The sequence below is a fragment of the Pontibacillus sp. ALD_SL1 genome (assembly GCF_017355605.1).
In genome coordinates this window covers 1405590-1423006 of the sequence record NZ_CP062974.1, presented here as the reverse complement: position 1 = coordinate 1423006, position 17417 = coordinate 1405590, and the positions used below count along the sequence as shown (strand labels likewise).

15 protein-coding genes are annotated in these 17417 nt (G+C 38.6%); 3 read left to right on the top strand and 12 right to left on the bottom strand.

The genetic code is table 11. From position 1 onward, the window contains the following. Positions 1 to 85: 85 nt before the first annotated feature. Together IMZ31_RS07150 and IMZ31_RS07145 are read right to left on the bottom strand one after the other, a co-directional pair. Positions 86 to 1261, bottom strand: a complete 1176-nt coding sequence (locus IMZ31_RS07150) for a metal ABC transporter solute-binding protein, Zn/Mn family (RefSeq protein ID WP_207529868.1) — start codon at positions 1259 to 1261, stop codon at positions 86 to 88. Positions 1262 to 1391: 130 nt separating this feature from the next. Further along, on the bottom strand, positions 1392 to 1805 hold the full coding sequence (locus IMZ31_RS07145) for a Fur family transcriptional regulator (protein ID WP_207529867.1): 414 nt from the start codon (positions 1803 to 1805) through the stop codon (positions 1392 to 1394). Between the two features lie 246 nt (positions 1806 to 2051). On the opposite strand from IMZ31_RS07145, the gene IMZ31_RS07140 reads away from it, so the two are divergent. Next, positions 2052 to 3035, top strand: a complete 984-nt coding sequence (locus IMZ31_RS07140) for a permease (protein WP_207529866.1) — start codon at positions 2052 to 2054, stop codon at positions 3033 to 3035. A 14-nt stretch (positions 3036 to 3049) separates the two neighbouring features. Further along, the gene (locus IMZ31_RS07135) at positions 3050 to 3958 is read left to right on the top strand and encodes a TIGR03943 family putative permease subunit (protein ID WP_207529865.1); all 909 of its coding nucleotides are present in this window, start codon (positions 3050 to 3052) and stop codon (positions 3956 to 3958) included. Positions 3959 to 3992: 34 nt separating this feature from the next. On the opposite strand, the gene IMZ31_RS07130 is transcribed toward IMZ31_RS07135, so the two are convergent. From IMZ31_RS07130 to IMZ31_RS07090, 9 genes are all read right to left on the bottom strand, one after another. Beyond that, complete coding sequence (locus IMZ31_RS07130; protein WP_207529864.1) at positions 3993 to 4793, bottom strand: SDR family NAD(P)-dependent oxidoreductase; 801 nt, start codon at positions 4791 to 4793, stop codon at positions 3993 to 3995. Between the two features lie 152 nt (positions 4794 to 4945). Beyond that, entirely contained in the window at positions 4946 to 5182 is a 237-nt protein-coding gene (locus IMZ31_RS07125) for a hypothetical protein (protein WP_207529863.1), read from the bottom strand. Between the two features lie 148 nt (positions 5183 to 5330). After that, positions 5331 to 6548 (bottom strand): MFS transporter, encoded by a 1218-nt coding sequence (locus IMZ31_RS07120; protein ID WP_207529862.1) that lies wholly within the window; start codon positions 6546 to 6548, stop codon positions 5331 to 5333. 165 nt (positions 6549 to 6713) lie between these two features. Further along, the gene (locus IMZ31_RS07115) at positions 6714 to 7295 is read right to left on the bottom strand and encodes a DUF2087 domain-containing protein (RefSeq protein ID WP_207529861.1); all 582 of its coding nucleotides are present in this window, start codon (positions 7293 to 7295) and stop codon (positions 6714 to 6716) included. A gap of 167 nt (positions 7296 to 7462) precedes the next feature. Next, positions 7463 to 8224, bottom strand: a complete 762-nt coding sequence (locus IMZ31_RS07110; RefSeq protein ID WP_207529860.1) for a sporulation protein — start codon at positions 8222 to 8224, stop codon at positions 7463 to 7465. Between the two features lie 154 nt (positions 8225 to 8378). Further along, the gene (locus IMZ31_RS07105) at positions 8379 to 9812 is read right to left on the bottom strand and encodes a hypothetical protein (RefSeq protein ID WP_207529859.1); all 1434 of its coding nucleotides are present in this window, start codon (positions 9810 to 9812) and stop codon (positions 8379 to 8381) included. 934 nt (positions 9813 to 10746) lie between these two features. Continuing rightward, complete coding sequence (locus tag IMZ31_RS07100; RefSeq protein WP_207529858.1) at positions 10747 to 11487, bottom strand: LytR/AlgR family response regulator transcription factor; 741 nt, start codon at positions 11485 to 11487, stop codon at positions 10747 to 10749. A 164-nt stretch (positions 11488 to 11651) separates the two neighbouring features. Next, on the bottom strand, positions 11652 to 14600 hold the full coding sequence (locus tag IMZ31_RS07095) for an ATP-binding protein (RefSeq protein WP_207529857.1): 2949 nt from the start codon (positions 14598 to 14600) through the stop codon (positions 11652 to 11654). 256 nt (positions 14601 to 14856) lie between these two features. After that, positions 14857 to 15840, bottom strand: coding sequence for an NADPH:quinone oxidoreductase family protein (locus IMZ31_RS07090; RefSeq protein WP_207529856.1), 984 nt, complete (start codon positions 15838 to 15840; stop codon positions 14857 to 14859). Positions 15841 to 15984: 144 nt separating this feature from the next. Here IMZ31_RS07090 and IMZ31_RS07085 point away from each other — a divergent pair, with 144 nt between their 5' ends. After that, on the top strand, positions 15985 to 16572 hold the full coding sequence (locus tag IMZ31_RS07085) for a TetR/AcrR family transcriptional regulator (protein ID WP_207529855.1): 588 nt from the start codon (positions 15985 to 15987) through the stop codon (positions 16570 to 16572). A gap of 18 nt (positions 16573 to 16590) precedes the next feature. Here the strand turns inward: IMZ31_RS07085 and IMZ31_RS07080 are convergent, their stop codons facing one another. Next, positions 16591 to 17247: a methanogen output domain 1-containing protein gene (locus IMZ31_RS07080; RefSeq protein WP_207529854.1), complete on the bottom strand. Its 657-nt coding sequence runs from the start codon at positions 17245 to 17247 to the stop codon at positions 16591 to 16593. Positions 17248 to 17417 lie beyond the last annotated feature (170 nt).

Genomic DNA, 17417 nt, shown 5'->3' with positions numbered 1-17417 from the left:
GTGTGCCTTTTTAGATCACCTTTAAACGTAAAAAAAAGCCACCACTATGGTGACTTTAATGTTGAAACTATTAAACTCAAGTATTTTATTTATTTAATACTTCTAATAACACTTCTAAATTATGATTCATTAAGCTAAAGTAATCCTCACCTGCATTAAGGTCATCTTCAGTAAGAACCGATAAATTGTGGATTCGTTTTATGTCAGCGTCGATTTCTTTTTGAATAACAGACGCAACTTTTGGTGTAACGTTTTGTTCGAAAAGAATGTTATCAATGTTATTTTTTTGTGATTTTTTTATAATACTTTCTAATTGCTTCTGAGATGGCTCATTGGTTGGAGACAACCCTGAAATAGCTATCTGCTCGAGCCCATATGCTTTTTCCCAATAGCCATACGCTGCGTGTGAAACAAGAATTTTGTTTGATTCAGCTGCTTCAAGTTTTGAATGGAATGTTTGATCTAATTCCATTAAATCCTGCTTTAATTGATCAAAGTTTTTTTCAAAATCTTCTTTAGCCTCCGGATTTAATTCTACCAGTTGATCTTTAATATTCTCTGCTAACGTAATAGCTCGAACAGGATCTAGCCAAACATGCGGATCCTGATCACCATGGTTATGACCAACATGTTCTTCTGATTGGTCATTATGACTCCCACTCTCATTAGCTTCTTCTTCATGAGCGTGGTCCTCATGGGATTCTTCTCCTTCTTCATGAGCATGGTCCTCGTGAGATTCTTTTCCTTCTTCATGAGCGTGATCCTCGTGAGATTCTTCTCCTTCTTCATGAGCGTGGTCCTCGTGAGGTTCTTCCCCTTCTTCATGAGCGTGGTCTTCGTGGGATTCTTCTTCCCCCTCGTCCGAGTGATCATGGACATGGGTTAATAGCTCAACACCTTCTGAAGCTTCTAGAATTTCAACGCCTTCTCCTCCGATTGCTTCAGAGATTTTCGTCGCATAGGCTTCTAAGTTTGCCCCGTTATAAATAAATGCGTCGGCTTCAGCAAGTTCGACCATCATTTTGGTAGTAGGCTCAAATGTATGTGGGTTAGCCCCTGCCGGTAAAATAGACTCCACTTCAACGTGTTCTCCACCAATTCGCTCAGCAAAATCTTGCAATGGGAATAACGTCGTATAGATTGTTAGTTTATTAGATTCTTCTGATGCAAGGCTAGATGCGCTCTGATCTTCTGCATTTCCACAAGCTACAAGCCCGAGCAACAGTAAAATCGAGCCCAACATTAGAATTCGTATTTTCATCATTGTCCCCTCCAAATGAGTTATGTATAAGTACAAAACACATTCTATCGTAACGATTACGTTTTGTAAATAGTAATCGTTACGTTTTATTCACCAAAAAAAGACAGGGTCTTTATCCAAAAGACCCTGTTTAATGACATGCTGGGCACTTACCATACACTTCAAACTTATGATTTTCAATTTGGTGATCCGGTAAAGATAATGCTACATCTTCAACAGGACACAAATGAATAGCGCTAGTTTTCCCACAAGTTGTACAAATAAAATGGTGGTGGTGATCACTTGTATCACAATGGAAACGAAATTGTTTTTCACCGTCAAAAGTCGTCGTTTCCAAAATGCCAATATCAGCTAGTGTATATAGATTTCGGTAAACCGTATCATAACTCGCACCAGGAAAATCCTCACTGAATTCTTCCCATAACTGCTTCACAGAAACATAAATATCATCGTGTTGATCTAGCAAAGTCAATAGTCTCTCTCGCTGTTTCGTATGCTTGTAACCATGCTCTTTTAAAACCTTTAATGCTCTAGTGGAATTCATTCTATCATTCCTTTATCTGTCTTCTTCTTACATTATAGTAAATCTAACGCTTTCTGTACATTTTTTAAGAATTTACTCTGCAGTAGAACAGGGATTACAATATTCCTCATCTCATTTACTGTAGTTACACACACCCATTCAAGCAGTTTACATGTAAAACTCTTAAAAAAAGGTATACACATCGATTAGATTTAATAGTATAGTATTAAATGATAATGATTACGATCTAGGAGGTGTTTGATCTACATGATTTCTCAAAAATTCTCAACATTGATAGGATACATATTGTTACTTTTATTTTTCACTCTCTTTTTATTCGGTGATTTGTTCCCGATTCCTGAAAGATTCTCACCGTCTGAAAATATATTAAATGTGAATACGATTTTCTTGAGTATTGTGTTAGAAGCTATTCCGTTTATTCTGTTAGGGGTATTTGTCTCGTCCCTTATTCAACTCTTTGTGAAAGAAGAGCATCTAAACCGATTTATTCCTCGCAATCCAATACTTGCCCTTGCACCAGCAGTCGCAATTGGCGTAATTTTCCCTGTTTGCGAGTGCGCAATCGTACCTATTGTCAGAAGACTAATTGCTAAAGGGATGCCCATGCATGTCGGGATGGTCGTTCTTGTTTCCGCTCCCGTCTTAAACCCAATTGTGTACCTGTCTACCTACCATGCTTTTCAGTCCACCCCTTCTATTGCTTACGCCAGGATGGGACTAGCCTTTGTAATCGCACTGCTTATTGGTTTGTTGATGTACCTTTTGTATGAGCGTGCCAATCCTTTAAAAGAAAATAAAAGTAAAGTTGAACACCACCACCACTCAAGGAACCGATTCAAAGAAATGTTTGATCATGCTAGTGATGAATTTTTTGATATGGGGAAGTTTTTAATAATCGGGGCATTCTTAGCAGCCCTTGTGCAAACTTTTATGGACCGGGATACTCTGGCTGCCATAGGTAACGGAGTATATACAGGACCAGCTGCAATGATGGGAATGGCGTATATTTTATCCTTATGTTCTGAAGCAGATGCATTTGTAGCCTCTTCGTTTCAGTCATTTGCGACTCCAGCCTCTTTGCTAGCCTTTCTTGTGTACGGTCCTATGATAGACTTAAAGAATACAATCCTTCTCTTCGCCTATTTCAGAGCGAGATTTGTAGCTTCACTCGTATTCGTAATAACGTTAACTACCTTTAGCATCATTATGATCTACCAAAACTTCTTTTAAGGAGGCTAATCTTTATGAAACGTCACCATCATATTTTTATTAGAAGTGTGATTTTACTCGGCTTTACGTTACTACTATTTAAATTAATGGTTACAGGCAATATTTATAATTACATCGCTCCTAAAATGCTTCCTTACTTTTATTTCGCTTTAATCGTTTTTATGATCCTTGGTGGTAGGCAATTTTTGAGAGGAGACCGGGAAAAAGAAGCAGCATGCGGATGCAATCATGAGCATACTTATTCAACGTCAACAATTAAATCTTTAAGTATCTACCTGTTATTTATTATTCCTGTAATAAGTGGATTTTTATTTTCAGAACATACCCTGGGGGCTTCTGTCGCTAAGAAAAAAGGGTATCAGTTTGCTCAAATAGAAGAAACAACAGAATCTAGAGTTGAAGTCCCAACTGAGAACAATCAGCAAGAGGGCGTGAAACAACCAGAAGTTCCAGCTGAACCAGACGAAACATCTCTAGAAAATAGCGTAATTACGCCCAAAGACATGTATCCAGACCGATACAAAGAAATGAGTACAGAAGAGAAGATCGTGTTAAATGACGATAATTATATCAGTACGATTAACCTTTTAGAGGAAGAACCTGAAACATTTGCAGGTAAATCGATTGTGATTCGAGGATTTGTATACAGGGAACCTAATTTCCCCTCTTCAAGAATTGTTGTAGGCCGTTTTGGAGTAAGCTGTTGTGTAGCCGATGCTGGTATCTATGGCATTATGGCAGAAGGAAAGCAAGTCCTTAATTACAATGAAGATACATGGATTGAAGTGCATGGAACCGTTCAAACGGCTATGTTCAATGACTGGCAATTGCCTATTATCGAACTCTCCTCAATCCATGAGATCAAGAAACCTAAGCAAACTTATGTTTACGAAGATATTGATTACAGTAATTTAGAACAATAAAAGAAGCCTTGGAAGTAATCTTCCAAGGCTTTTATTATCTCATCACCCCTCCACCTGATATCTTTAATGACTCTCCTACAATATTCTCTGAAGCTTCAGTAAGTAAGAAAAGAATTGAGTTGGCTACTTCTTCAGGTTGAGTTATACGTCCTGAAGGTAACCCTTGTTCTGCGAACTCCAACTGTTCCTCAAAACCTCTTCCTTCCCGTTCACCTATAGAAGCAATGGAGTTCCTCCCCATTTCTGTATCAACGAAACCAGGACACACAGCGTTCACTCGTATCTTATGTTGAATCGCTTCATGAGCAAACGATTGAGTAAAAGCAGTTATTGCAAATTTCGACCCACTATAAGCTGTATTTCCGTAGGTACCTCTTAAACCAGATAAAGAGGAAAGGTTCACAATGGCCCCTTTTTGATGTTGTTTCATTTCTTGATATACCGATTGTGTAAATAAAACGGTGGAGAAGAAATTTAGTTCTATCGTTGAACGAAGCTCTTCTTCTGAAAGATCTTCCAAGGCTCCACCACCTGTTTTTCCAGCTGAATTAACAAGCCCATATACAGGTCCAATTTCCTTAATAGCCTCACGAACAATTCGTTCCCTATCTTCTTCTTTATTTATATCAGCTGATACACTTAATACATGAGCACGACCATCGAGTGCGATGCATTCATCTTTCAGTTGATAGAGCTTTTCAGAATCTCGTCCTGTAATTGTAATCGTAGCACCAGCTTGTACCGCTGCTTTTGCTGTCTCATATCCGATCCCACCTGTAGCTCCTGTAATAATAATATGCTTCCCTAGCAAGGCGTCTTCTGCGAATATGGCCATACTTCCCCTCCTCGTTCTTTTATCTACCTTTTATCCTATTTATCGAATGATTAAACGCTTGGCTTACTAAACAATCGGAACGATCCCATTCACACAATGCCAAACAAAAAAAGCTGTCTCTAAAGTGTGCACAGCTTTAGAGACAGCTCTGGTTAATATGAATAAAGGTACTTCTTCTCATGTGGAGAGGAAGTTGAGGAGGGCAGCATCAATTCTTGATCCATTGAGACAATTTGAAATGAATAACGTTCGTAGCTTCCTAATTCTTTGAGTTCATTCACAAAGCATTTGGCGGCTCCAAAATCATTAAAAACGAGATCCTGGTTGTCAGTACTCTGAAATGTAATCTTCGTCATCTGATTATAATATGCAATAACTTTGAATCTCATGGGAAGTCGCCTCCTCAAAGGTGAACGTTTTCTACCTTTTCATCTATTATCCGCCAAAATTTCTGAAAATTCAATACGGATATCAATATTCTTAGAGACTTAATACAATCAGACATAATTCGACAAAGTTCTTTTTCAGCCAAATCCTTTATCTAGGGGCATTAATTTCGTTTACTCTGCCTTCCTCCAACTGTGATTTCCCATACACTGCCCATCCACCTATAGCCGCCACTCCTACGAAGGTGATACCCGCTACTATGCCTAATGTGGTAGGTGAATAATAAGTCAGCAGTAATCCGGCCCCAAACATAGACAGACCCATAACGACATTAGTTACCATATCAAACAAAGAATAAACAGCACTTTGGTGTTGACTAGATAATTGTTTCATAACCATTGTGTCCATCGCACCTTTCCCCACACCTCCACTTAAAGAAACAAGAATAAAGAGGAAGATGGCATAATAAAACCCGTTAACCTGGCTAAGGAACACTTGGAAAATCCCTTCAGTCAAAATCGCCCCCACTGCAACAGGCATTAGATATTTAAATCGCGCTACCGGCACCCACATACTTAATACAAGCCCAACGCCTAAGGCTCCATAAAATACACCTATCCCTACATCTCCCATTTGGAATCTCTGATAAGCGTACACACTAATAAGAACATTAAATATACCATCTGCCATTGATATGCAAGCGTCTATGAAAAATATCCTACGTAATAGTGGATGTCTCATAGTAATCTCCCAGCCTTTTTGAATAACAGCAGGAACGGCTTTTATCGATGACCTAAACTTCGACTTCTCTTCATAAACTTGCAACAGAATTAAAGCAGCAAAAAGGAATGTAAATGCATTTACAACGAATACAAGTTGTGGACTGAACAGATATGAAACAACCCCTCCCCCTGCAGAACCTAAAATAAGAACAATCCCTAACAAAACTTGTTCTAACTTATTTACGTTTAACATGTCGTCTCGTTTAATATGACGTGACAAATATGTACGTCGAACGGGCTGGTAAACTGCTTCTGAAGCAGCTAACAGAAATAAAATGGTATAGACGATCCAAAGATCTTGACGACTTTCGACCAATAAGAGAGAAAGTGCAAAGAATATACGCACTATGTCTGTGCCCACCATAATTCTCCTTAACGAAACCACTGTAGCAAGCCATGCCCCAACCGGTGAGAAAAATAAATAAGGGACAATACGGATCGCTAGCGCCCCACCCACGGCGACTCCTGACCCTGTAATTGTCAAAACCATTGTTAAAACAGCCACTTGATTAAATCGATCACCAATTCCATTAATAATTCCTGCAGCAAATAATTTTCTATAAGGAGAATGAGATGTTGAAATCATAAAATTACCTCCTCACCTTATTAATTAGATATTCATCAAATTAGTTAAGTGTAAACAATCTCTAGCATTTAAGTAGGCTTTATCCTATATAAGATCTTTATAGCCAAACTGATTAGATACTAATCAAATTAGTTATCTAAAAGAAAGAGTGTCTAACTGACACTCTTAAAATTCTATCGGCCACATTTCTTTAGGGTTAAGTTCATACTGGTTGTTTTCTCTATACATAAAATGATTCATCACCCATTCACGGCGAATGGTTGCGTAGTCTTCATGATACTGCTTAATGTACTCATTTATTTCTTTTTCCTCATACAGTTTCCCTGTCTCTATACCTCTAATCATATAAGACAGTACGACGAGCTTCTTCTTCCTTTGACTTGGAATTTGCTTAAGCGTACCATCTGTCGCAAAGAAGTTTTTCACAATTGATAACTTATCTTTATCTTCTACACTCATTTCAGGACGCACATTTGTCACCTCCCCAAGTTGTAAAATAGCGTTAGCACTATATTCCAATTTCTTTTGATCTAAGTAAAAATAGATCGTATTCTTATCTCTTCTTTGATACACAATCCCAATTTGTTTCAATTTCGCTACGTGATGAGTAATCGTTGGTGGTTTTAAGCCTAACTTGTTGGCAATTGCCTGACCATGGAGTGGGCCTTGTTTAAGAAGTGAAATAATACGAATTCTTGTTGGATCCCCCACCACTTTATGAAAGTTGACCACTTTGTCTAATTGCATTTACAGACCTCCAAATTCGATGAATATCTAATTAGATAGTAAACTAAACTCCAAGTTTTGTAAATGGGAAATACGTTTTTCATTCTCGAAACGAAAAAACGGGTAACGAGTAGGATGACATAAAAAAAGGAAAGCCATTGGCTTACCTTTATCCCTGAATTAATCGTTTACTTAGCAAATCTCGCAATCACTTGTTCTAACTGACTTGCAACAGATCGTTCTCCTTTTGCAATATCAGCATTGGTTAGGCGTGTACGAACATGACTCTCGTCAGCGTCAAGTGCTTCTGCTAATAAACCTCCTAAACCTTTAGCACGGCGGTCTACTTCTAGAAGAAGTTCTACACCGTCTTCTTGTGGGAAGAATACTACTTCTAACTCATCAAGATCGCCGCGGAAACGTCCTCCTGGCAAGAACTCAAATTCTTGTACAATTTGACGGTGACGCGCCTCTTCCATCTCTACTTTACGTAAAGAGAACCCAAGCTCATGTTGAAGAGCCGTTAAAATGGTCTGGACAGATTCAGATGGATCCACATGAATAAAATCACGGTCCTGAGGATCTAAAGCCATTGGAATATCAAGACCTGTCTGGAACCAGATCGGAAGGCGCCCAAAACTTGCAGGAGTATTTAAAGGAAGCTTAAAGGAGAAATCAATTTCTTTGTCCTCTCCTTCCTTCAATGTAAAGGATTCTGTGATGTTGAAGCTGTGAATAATCTCTTCTTCACGTACTTTTCGATCATCCTTTTCTTTCACAACTTCTGTCATTAAAAACAAATTGATGCGATCAATTTGTTGCTCTGCATTTCCGCCTTTCATCACAACCTTACCTCGCACCTCTTCACCAGCTGAAAAGCGTTCTTTCTCTAACTGTGTATCTACTTTCGCAGCCCCTACACCAATACTCGCCATAATCTTTTTAAACATCGTTATCATTCCTTTCTTCTTTATTGCTTCATACCTTTTATACGTTTCATTATTTCAATATGTTTCATCAATTACTAAGATATTTTTATTTTAACATTCATAAAGATGTAAGGTCACAAAAAAAAGGTGAACATATGTCCACCTGTATGAATGTTTACAAAAATAGTATACCAAACACTGTTGCAGCTATTAGGCCAATTATGACTGGAAGAAAGTTTCTCCGTACAAGTTCCATTACTGAGACACCACAAAAACCAGCAATTGCAATGACGGATGACCAAGCTATAATCGTTCCTCCACCAGTCCAAATTGATCCCATTTGACCGATGGCCGCAAGTGTTCCTGCATCCAATCCTGAAGAAGCCATCGCTCCTGCAAGAGCCCCCGTTAGAGGTAAACCGGAAAACCCTGATCCATCAAGCCCCGTTATAATTCCAATTAACAGGATACTAAAAGCTACTAGAATCGAGCTTTGAGGCAAAATATCCTGACTTGATTGTACAAGATCAAACAAAAATGCTGGAGGCGAAGCATCACCAAGAGACAATATAGTACCAGAAAAGTCTGAGCTTCCTAAAAAGAAAAATCCAGCAATCGGAATAACAGGTCCCATAGCCTTAAATGCAAATACAAACCCATCTGTTATATGCTCAGTAATATAGTCAAGTGAATGGTGACGTCCAAAGGCTACAGTCGCTAGTAAAAGTAGGATAACAGCTACTCCGCCAATAAAAGCCGCGCCGTCTCCTCCTTCTAATCCTCCCATTCGCCCTGAATTCAATTTCGTTGTAATCATGAAGACCATCACGCCTAGCATAGATAAAGGAACCAGTACAGCAAATAGTTTACTCCACATACCTATTTCGTTGCTCTTTGCTTCCCTTGTCGATTCAGTCCCTGCCCCTAAGCCTTGCAAAGATCGCAATTCTACTTCGTTTCGCTGATCAAGTGGCGATCTTATGCTAGAACGGTAGAATAAATATGTCATACCTAGAGCAATCACACCTGTAATAATCGATAATATAAACGCTTTGTCTACGACTTCGCTTGTTTCTATACCTGCTGAGGCTGCTGAGAGTCCAGGTGCAACTTGCATAATGTAATCAGATGACAGGGCCATCCCCTGCCCTGCAAGAGCAACAGCCATGGCTGCTAACATAGCAGGTAATCCAGCTCGAACGGCAGCAGGTACTAGAAGGGCACAGATTAAAGGAACTGCTGGTGTTGGCCAGAAGAATAAAGATATAACATAAGTAACAGCTGCTAACACGAAGTAAGCGATGTGCCCATTTGTCATGACTTTTTGAATCGGGGTAATCATCCTTCGATCAGCCCCTAAATCACTTAATGCCTGCAGTAAAGCAACCATAAACGTAATAATTAAGAAGATATTAAATAGCTCTTTCGCTGCTACAAGATTTGCATTAAAGACAGACGTAAAGCCACCTATTATCCCCCCCTTATATACCCAGGCAATTAAAAACGTACCAAGTAGAGTCGGTAACACAACCCCTTTTCTTAACATCATCGTGGCAATGATAACGATCGTTATGATCCCATACATCCAATGCGTAACGGTTAATTCCACTTCAGGATCACCACCCTTTTCTTCTACACATTCTGTGTGTGCTATTACACTATGCACGAATGCCCAGAGTGGTGTGTGATCCTATAAAAGCATTAGAAAAAGGCTGTGCAAATGCACAGCCTTTTTCTTCTTTGTCTCTATATATCGTCGTCTCTTTTTAGCCAATCCAAACGTGTTTTCTCTAGTTATCTCTTTTTCTTGGAAAGGTGAGCTCACTCTTACCAAAAGTGATGACCCACCTAAACGGCCTATGTGGGTAAGATCAAGTATTCAATTGAGTATGTTTCCCCGATCGGTCCTTACGAATCGTTGATGGTGGTTTTCGAAAGAACCCTATACTCAAATCAAATCAGGTAATTGAAATCATTAAATAAGTAACTCTCTATTTACCTCTCATTGATCTTGTTTATAATGTATCAGTTTATTCCTTTTAATTCAAAATAAAAATGGTACTTTAGACCAATTCTTACCCCCTTTAAGACATTTAGAAGAGCATTTCAAACAAAAAAAAAGACCATTTAATGCAATATTTAATAAAAAATTGACATATGTCCTAGACGGATTAAAAATTTTTGAGTATAAGGAGTACATTTCTACACAAAAGGATCTGTAAAGTTTAATGTTGTTATTTTTTAGAACACGCTTCTTCTAAAAAATAAGACAGTAATTTTGAAGACTCGAAGCCGCGACACTTCATTGTGTATGGGGCCGTTACGTTTATTGGATGAACAGCCCCTCATCATGGTTGCATTAAAGCCCCACTTACTAGATGTGGCTCGCTACCGTCTCTCCCCACCTTACGCTCCATAAAAGTTGACGGGAGCGTATCTCTATTCATAGCAAAACGTAATCATCTTGAATTCAAGTCTTCCATAAAAGTGAGCTTATATAGAAAAACCAAAAAGCCCGTCTGATCACAACGAGCTTTAAACCATTACAAAAAGTCATTCATCATATTTTGAATGCGTTGAATGTTTTGCTTTGATATTTGAGCTGGCTCTTCATATCCATGAAAGAAAACCAAATAACTTTTCCCTGATGTTTGAATCCTCGAAATTCGTTCTAAATTGATGATGAAAGACCTGTGAGACTGGACGAATTTGTTATCTAAATACTCCATGAAATATTCAAGTGTTTCAGGGGAGGAATACTGTTCATAAGACGTATGTATAACTGCTTTTCTGTCACTTTTCTCTATAAATAAAATGTCATCCACCTGGACATAGTACAGTGAACGATTAAAGCGGATCGGGATTCGTTGATATTCCTTTGATTTCGTTTCTTGCTTTTCAGTATTAAGCTGGCGCAATACTTTCTTTGCCCTTTCTAAAGATAGGAGCAAACGGTTCATTTGAATAGGCTTCATAACATAATCAACCGCATTTAAATTAAAAGCCTCTACCGCAAATGTGTCGTACGCTGTAGTAAAAATAAACTGAAGGTCTGCATTTACTTCTTTACAAGCTCGGATTGCTTCATTTCCCTTTTGTTTTGGCATTTCAATGTCACATAGAACTAGGTCAGGTTCAGAGACAATCACTTTCTCAACAAGCTGTTCCCCGTCTGTTGCTTCATCGATGATTTCAAATGCATCACCAGCAATCTTCTCAACCATTTGCCTTAGCAACTTACGCGAGGCATCTTGATCATCGGCTATTAATACTCGATACTTCATTCTTCACATCATCCTAATAAGACTAGTTTCCTAATAATTAGTATACGATAAAGCTACCATTTTGTTTAGGTAAATACAAAAATTTAATGAAGATAAATAAACGACGACATATAACTAATTCACGAAAAAAAGCAGCTGAGGTAGACTACTCAGCTGCTTTTCCTTTAATCAGATTGTTTAAATAAATTAGTTTCAACCATTTTCATAAACTTCCCTACTTGAATCGGCTTCGTCAAATAATCGTCAAACCCAGCCGCTAATCCTTTCTCAATGTCTCGAGGCATAGCGTTTGCACTAATGGCTATTACAGGAATATCACGCGTTTCATGCATGTCCTTTAGACGCGAGAGAACGGTGAAACCATCTATACCTGGTAAATTAAGATCAATTAATATAAGGTTAGGCTCATGAGCTTGTGCTAGATCAATTCCCATCTCACCTGTAGTAGATGAAATTAATTCAATTTGCTCGTATGTTTCCATTATGCGCCTGACTAAATTTAAGTTAGCCGGGTTGTCTTCTATATACAACACTTTTTTCTGTTCTGCAAACTGTATTGGAACGTTATCTCGTTGATCATACCATTGACCTGATAAACGATCAGGTTTATTCACAAGCGGAAGTTCAATCCAAAAGGTACTCCCTTTACCTGATTCACTTGTTAAAGAAATTGAACCATCCATTAAGGATACTAGCTGCTTCGATAACGTTAATCCAATCCCAGTCCCTTCTACAATATCATTACTTGGAACGCGAGTGAACGGCTCGAAAATACTGTCCATTTCCTCCTCACCAATTCCAATACCTGTATCTATAACTGAGAAAGAAACCTTATCATTGTGAACATGACAAGTGAATGTAATTTCTCCACCTTCATGATTATACTTTACAGCGTTTGACATTAAATTTAGAAGAACTTGCTTTAGTCTTGTTCGATCAGCAAACACAAATTGGTTGTGACAAGCACTTTCTTCTACGATGAGTTTAATATCCCGCTTTTTAGCAAGTGGCTGTGTGATGCTAACAACTTCATTAATCACAGGTGAAACCTCGACTGGCTCAATGGAAATCGACATCTTACCTGACTCCACTCGAGCTAAATCTAAGATATCATTGATAATGGTTAACAAATGATTTCCTGCTTTTATAATTTCCTCAACACTCTCATCTTGAGTAGGGCTCAACTGATGATCACTGTCATATTGTAAAAGCTGAGCAAATCCTAATATTGCATTCATAGGCGTTCTCAATTCATGACTCATACTAGATAAGAAATCCGATTTAGCTTGACTTGCACGCTCGGCTTCTTCTTTTGCATCCCGGAGAGATTTCTCCATTTCCTTTAATGGGGTGATATCTCGAGCGGTTAAGACAAAATGTTGAAATTCACCAGATGATTCAATAATCGGAGCAATCCTCCCTTGGAACCACCTCGTGCCAGTTAAAGTCTCAATAACATATTCAATATTTTCTGCTTTCCCTGTTTCGTTTACGTAGTCGATCGTTTCCATAAATAGATTGGCCTCTTCTTCAGAGAAAACTTGACCGATCGTTGTCTGCAGAAGTTCGTTTTTTGGCTTAGAGAGCTTTCCTTCATCGTTTGTCCATACGTTGAGATAGGTACCCTTTCGGTCCAACTGCATAATGACATCATCAATAGACATAACAAGCGCTCGAAGATCTCCTTCCTTAGAACGAATCTCATCTTGTGCTTCTTTTAAAGCTTTATTAGAAAGCCCTAAATTTTGCCCCATTTCAATTATGCTTTTAGACGTTTCATCTAACTCGTCAATATCAAAGGCTCGCCTTCTTTGGAAATAGTTCCCTTCCCCTATTTCCTTCACCATTTGATTCATCTCTACAAGAGGCTTGGATATGGTTTGACTAACTTTATGAGAATTCCGGTACAATACGATGAAGAAAAAGATATAGAAGAAAATTAAACCCAAAATCATTAGGGCACCAATTTTCACTAACTTCTCATTCATCGTGTAGACATCTTTAAAAATAGAAGACTCATCTACAAAAATTAAAAAGCGCCAACCTGTCCCTTCGACGGTCGACCAAGCTGCAAATTTCTTCTCACCTTCCCATTCCAGAGTCTTCAACCCATTTTCCTGCCCAACTAACACCGTTGCAAGTGGCTTTGCATAAGGATGTTTTAACATATTGAATGTATTTGGCTTATAGATGTCTCCAGCATTTGAACCATCATGTTCCTGATCCTCAAGTGCTTCTAACTCTAATAATTCCTCCCCGTCCTCAGATAAGGCTAAAATCTCAGCATCATCTTGTACAAGCACCCCCACTCCTTGCCAAGGAAGATCGAGGTCTTCGATTTTATCTCCTATTGTACCTATGGTTATATCGATTCCTACGACACCTTCTAGTTGATCCTTGTTGTACACAGGTGCAATAGAAGAGAAGATCCATCCATTACCAGCCGGATCCCAATAAGCAGGCGTCCATAACTGCTCCCGATTCTGATTGTGGTCCTCGTCAGCTCTATAATAAAAATTATATTTTGTAATATCTAGGTCAGAAGGGAATTCTTCCATTTCATCTACGAATGGATAGATGATATTAAGGGAGTCAGATGTATTAAAATAAATAGAGGAGGCTAATGGCTGCGAGTTATAAATGTTCTCCATTAACTCTTGGCTTTTGAGTAACTGAGCCAGCTTCTCACGCTCTTGCCCCTTTCTTGTACTATAGAAAATCGAAGCCCCACCGTCCGGCTGATCATGATCAGTATACAGTACTCCTTCTTCCGTTTCCTTCATTCTATTGGAATCTATTTGATCGATATCGTCCAATGTGGAGGGTTGTTGAAATGTTTCTTTTATTTCTTCTTGAAATAACTTCGTTGCATTTGAAATAGACCGAACTTGATTAGAGATGATCTCCGCTTCCCTTGAAGCGGATTCTCTCATGTCTTCTTCTGCCTCACTTTTTATCATGTCGATCATTTCATTCTTTGACCATTCGCTCGCTACAAAGTAGATCCCAACAAATGCTAGTTCCACTACTAGCAAAGGGATCAAAGCGACTTTCAAAAAGTTTTGCCAGACCCACCTTGTCAAAGGATATGTCGTATGTTGCTTAAACTTCATCACCTTAAACTCCTTATTTCATTTATGTAACTCAATAACTACACTACTAAAATTTAACTCTTATGATATACAGTCTTTTCCTATTGTAAGGCCTTTTTATCTCGCGGACGAGTTTTCTTTCTACCATTCAACCTTACTTTTTATAGCTACAGGAACACTTGAAGACTTTTCAAGCAAAAAACAGTACTTCCCACTACATTATACTATTTAAAGACACAAAAGAAGCCCTTCTGTTATAGAAGGGCTTCTCATCATGTTACATTTTCACAATCGTACGACCTTTTACTTTGTTCTGTAATATATCAGTAAGCGATTGAGGAAGTTCGTCTAAAGTAATTTCATTCTCTATTTCGTTCATTTGATCTGGCTTTAAGTCAGTAGCAAGGCGATCCCATACTTGCTTACGCATATCCATTGGACAATAGACAGAGTCAATTCCCAATAAATCAACGCCTCGAAGTATGAATGGCATAACCGTTGTCGGAACTTCTACACCTGCTGTTAAGCCACTTACTGCAACAGAACCTCCATATTGAACAGAAGCTAACACACTTGCTAATGGTTTGCCTCCCACAGGGTCTATAGCTGCTGCCCATTTTTGCGATTGGAGAGGGCGCACTTTCTCAGGTGTTACCTCTTCACGAGAGATAATTTCTGTAGCTCCTATTGTACGTAAATAATCGTGTTCAGACTCTTTACCTGTGGAGGCAACTACGTGATACCCTTTTTTCGAAAGCATGGCCACTGCCATACTACCTACGCCACCAGTAGCTCCACTAACAAGTACAGGACCATCTTCAGGAGTTAATCCATTTTGTTCTAAACGGTGAACAGATAAAGCTGCTGTGAAGCCGGCTGTACCAAATGTCATGGCTTCACGAAGAGATAGACCATCTGGCAAAGGTACAACCCAATCAGCGGGAACACGTGCGTATTCACTAAATCCACCATCATGAGAAACACCTAATTCATAACTTGTTACAATTACCTCGTCTCCTTCTTTATAACGTTCATCATTAGAAGACGTAACTGTACCTGCAAGGTCAATTCCAGGGACGATTGGATAATCTTGTACCACTTTCGCTTTATGGTTTGTAGCTAATCCATCTTTATAGTTTACACTTGAATAGGCTACCTGAATGGTCACATCACCTTCTGGAAGCTCTGATTCTTGTCGTTCTATTACATTCGTTGTAACTTGATCTTGTTCTTTTGTAGCTAATAAAGCGCGGAATGTCATATTCTAATTCCTCCTCTTAATAGAGTAATCTTTGCTTCTGGCTCATTTTTTATTCTGACTGGTCAAAATATAAATGTCAATTAATTTGTCCCACCGGTATAATTTTTATACAATAGAGGTACTATAGACAATTCGGAGGCTGACATGAAAAAAAGAGAGCAACAACGAAAAGAACAATTGCTTCAGGCAACATTTGAAGCGATAGCAGATAAAGGGTATAGCGCAGTTACACTTCAGGACATCTCAAATTATGCTGGCGTAAGCAAAGGCGTAACCAATTACTACTTTAAAAATAAAGAAGATGTCTTTGCTCACCTATTAGAATGGCTAACCAATAAGATCTATCAAAAAGAAGCAAATGCGGTACAAGATGCTCATACGGCAGATGATATGTTATCAGCCTATGTGAACGCTGTATTCGTTGGGCCGAGGGAGAATGACCGATTTTACAAAGTATATCTGGATTTTCTCTCTTACGTTCCTAAAATACCCCGTTTTCAAGAAATCAATCAGCGGTTTTACAACAATTGTTTTGCTATTGGGCAATCTATTATTTCTAAAGGGAAAAGTGAAGGAAAGTTTCTTAATGTAGACACTGAAAAGGGAGCTAAAGCGATTAGGAGCCTAATTGATGGGTGTATTATACAATGGGTAATGAGTGGGGATCATAGTCTGCATAAGATGTATAAAGACTTATGCTATGAATCCATTACAAATATGCTTAAAGATTAGACAATAGAAGAGACTCCCTTATCGGAAGTCTCTTTTGCTCTTTCTTTCTTGCATGCGAACTTGCGAACGAAGATCTTCGATTTCTGAAACGAGGTCTGCAATCATCTCGTCGCTCTTACGTAACTCTTCTCCCAACATTTTAATCGTTTCCTCTTCCCACTGGAACGGATCTCCATTTTCTGGAGTGACGGGTAAATTATAATACTCCTCTCCTCCGTGCTCTTCGTTCTGATTCAAGTGAACTACGACACGGCAGTGATCGTCTCCAACAGCAATCCGTTTATCGAGTTTGACTTTTGAGTATCCAAAATGCCTTGAAGCGATTCCTCCGATAACACTAGATGTCATCTGACACAAGTGAGGAGCATCCTTCACCATATCCCCAAATGGACATTGAGTTCCTTTAACAACGATTCTTTCAGGTGTTACTTCTTCTATTTCAAATTGTCCACCGATATCATTCTTAATGGCAAGAATTACATTGACATATTGATCGACAGACCATGTAGATTTAGCATCTACATAATGGCCTTCCATCCATTCTCCTGTCCGTATTCCTAGTTGTTTTATATATTCTTCGGCACGATCACCTATTGCTTTTTCATGTAATGTTGCGTACTGAGTAAGAAGTTTAGAGAGAAATGTTTGCGCCGTTAGTGTTTGGTTTTGACTCATTTGTTAATTTCCCCCTTTTAAGATATATTCCACATACACCTTTACCCTTTTTATGAATTTATGAACCTTTTTCCAAGAATTATTTATAAACTTTTCTTTAAATCTACTTTCATCTATTTTCAAATAAGATTCTTCTTAATTTCCCTAAACTAATGACGCTCGTAAACGAA

Coding starts and splice junctions, on each gene's coding strand:
- IMZ31_RS07150 (WP_207529868.1), bottom strand. CDS start 1,261: ATGAAAATACGAATTCTAATGTTGGGCTCGATTTTACTGTTGCTCGGG.
- IMZ31_RS07145 (WP_207529867.1), bottom strand. CDS start 1,805: ATGAATTCCACTAGAGCATTAAAGGTTTTAAAAGAGCATGGTTACAAG.
- IMZ31_RS07140 (WP_207529866.1), top strand. CDS start 2,052: ATGATTTCTCAAAAATTCTCAACATTGATAGGATACATATTGTTACTT.
- IMZ31_RS07135 (WP_207529865.1), top strand. CDS start 3,050: ATGAAACGTCACCATCATATTTTTATTAGAAGTGTGATTTTACTCGGC.
- IMZ31_RS07130 (WP_207529864.1), bottom strand. CDS start 4,793: ATGGCCATATTCGCAGAAGACGCCTTGCTAGGGAAGCATATTATTATT.
- IMZ31_RS07125 (WP_207529863.1), bottom strand. CDS start 5,182: ATGAGATTCAAAGTTATTGCATATTATAATCAGATGACGAAGATTACA.
- IMZ31_RS07120 (WP_207529862.1), bottom strand. CDS start 6,548: ATGATTTCAACATCTCATTCTCCTTATAGAAAATTATTTGCTGCAGGA.
- IMZ31_RS07115 (WP_207529861.1), bottom strand. CDS start 7,295: ATGCAATTAGACAAAGTGGTCAACTTTCATAAAGTGGTGGGGGATCCA.
- IMZ31_RS07110 (WP_207529860.1), bottom strand. CDS start 8,224: ATGTTTAAAAAGATTATGGCGAGTATTGGTGTAGGGGCTGCGAAAGTA.
- IMZ31_RS07100 (WP_207529858.1), bottom strand. CDS start 11,487: ATGAAGTATCGAGTATTAATAGCCGATGATCAAGATGCCTCGCGTAAG.
- IMZ31_RS07095 (WP_207529857.1), bottom strand. CDS start 14,600: ATGAAGTTTAAGCAACATACGACATATCCTTTGACAAGGTGGGTCTGG.
- IMZ31_RS07090 (WP_207529856.1), bottom strand. CDS start 15,840: ATGACATTCCGCGCTTTATTAGCTACAAAAGAACAAGATCAAGTTACA.
- IMZ31_RS07085 (WP_207529855.1), top strand. CDS start 15,985: ATGAAAAAAAGAGAGCAACAACGAAAAGAACAATTGCTTCAGGCAACA.
- IMZ31_RS07080 (WP_207529854.1), bottom strand. CDS start 17,247: ATGAGTCAAAACCAAACACTAACGGCGCAAACATTTCTCTCTAAACTT.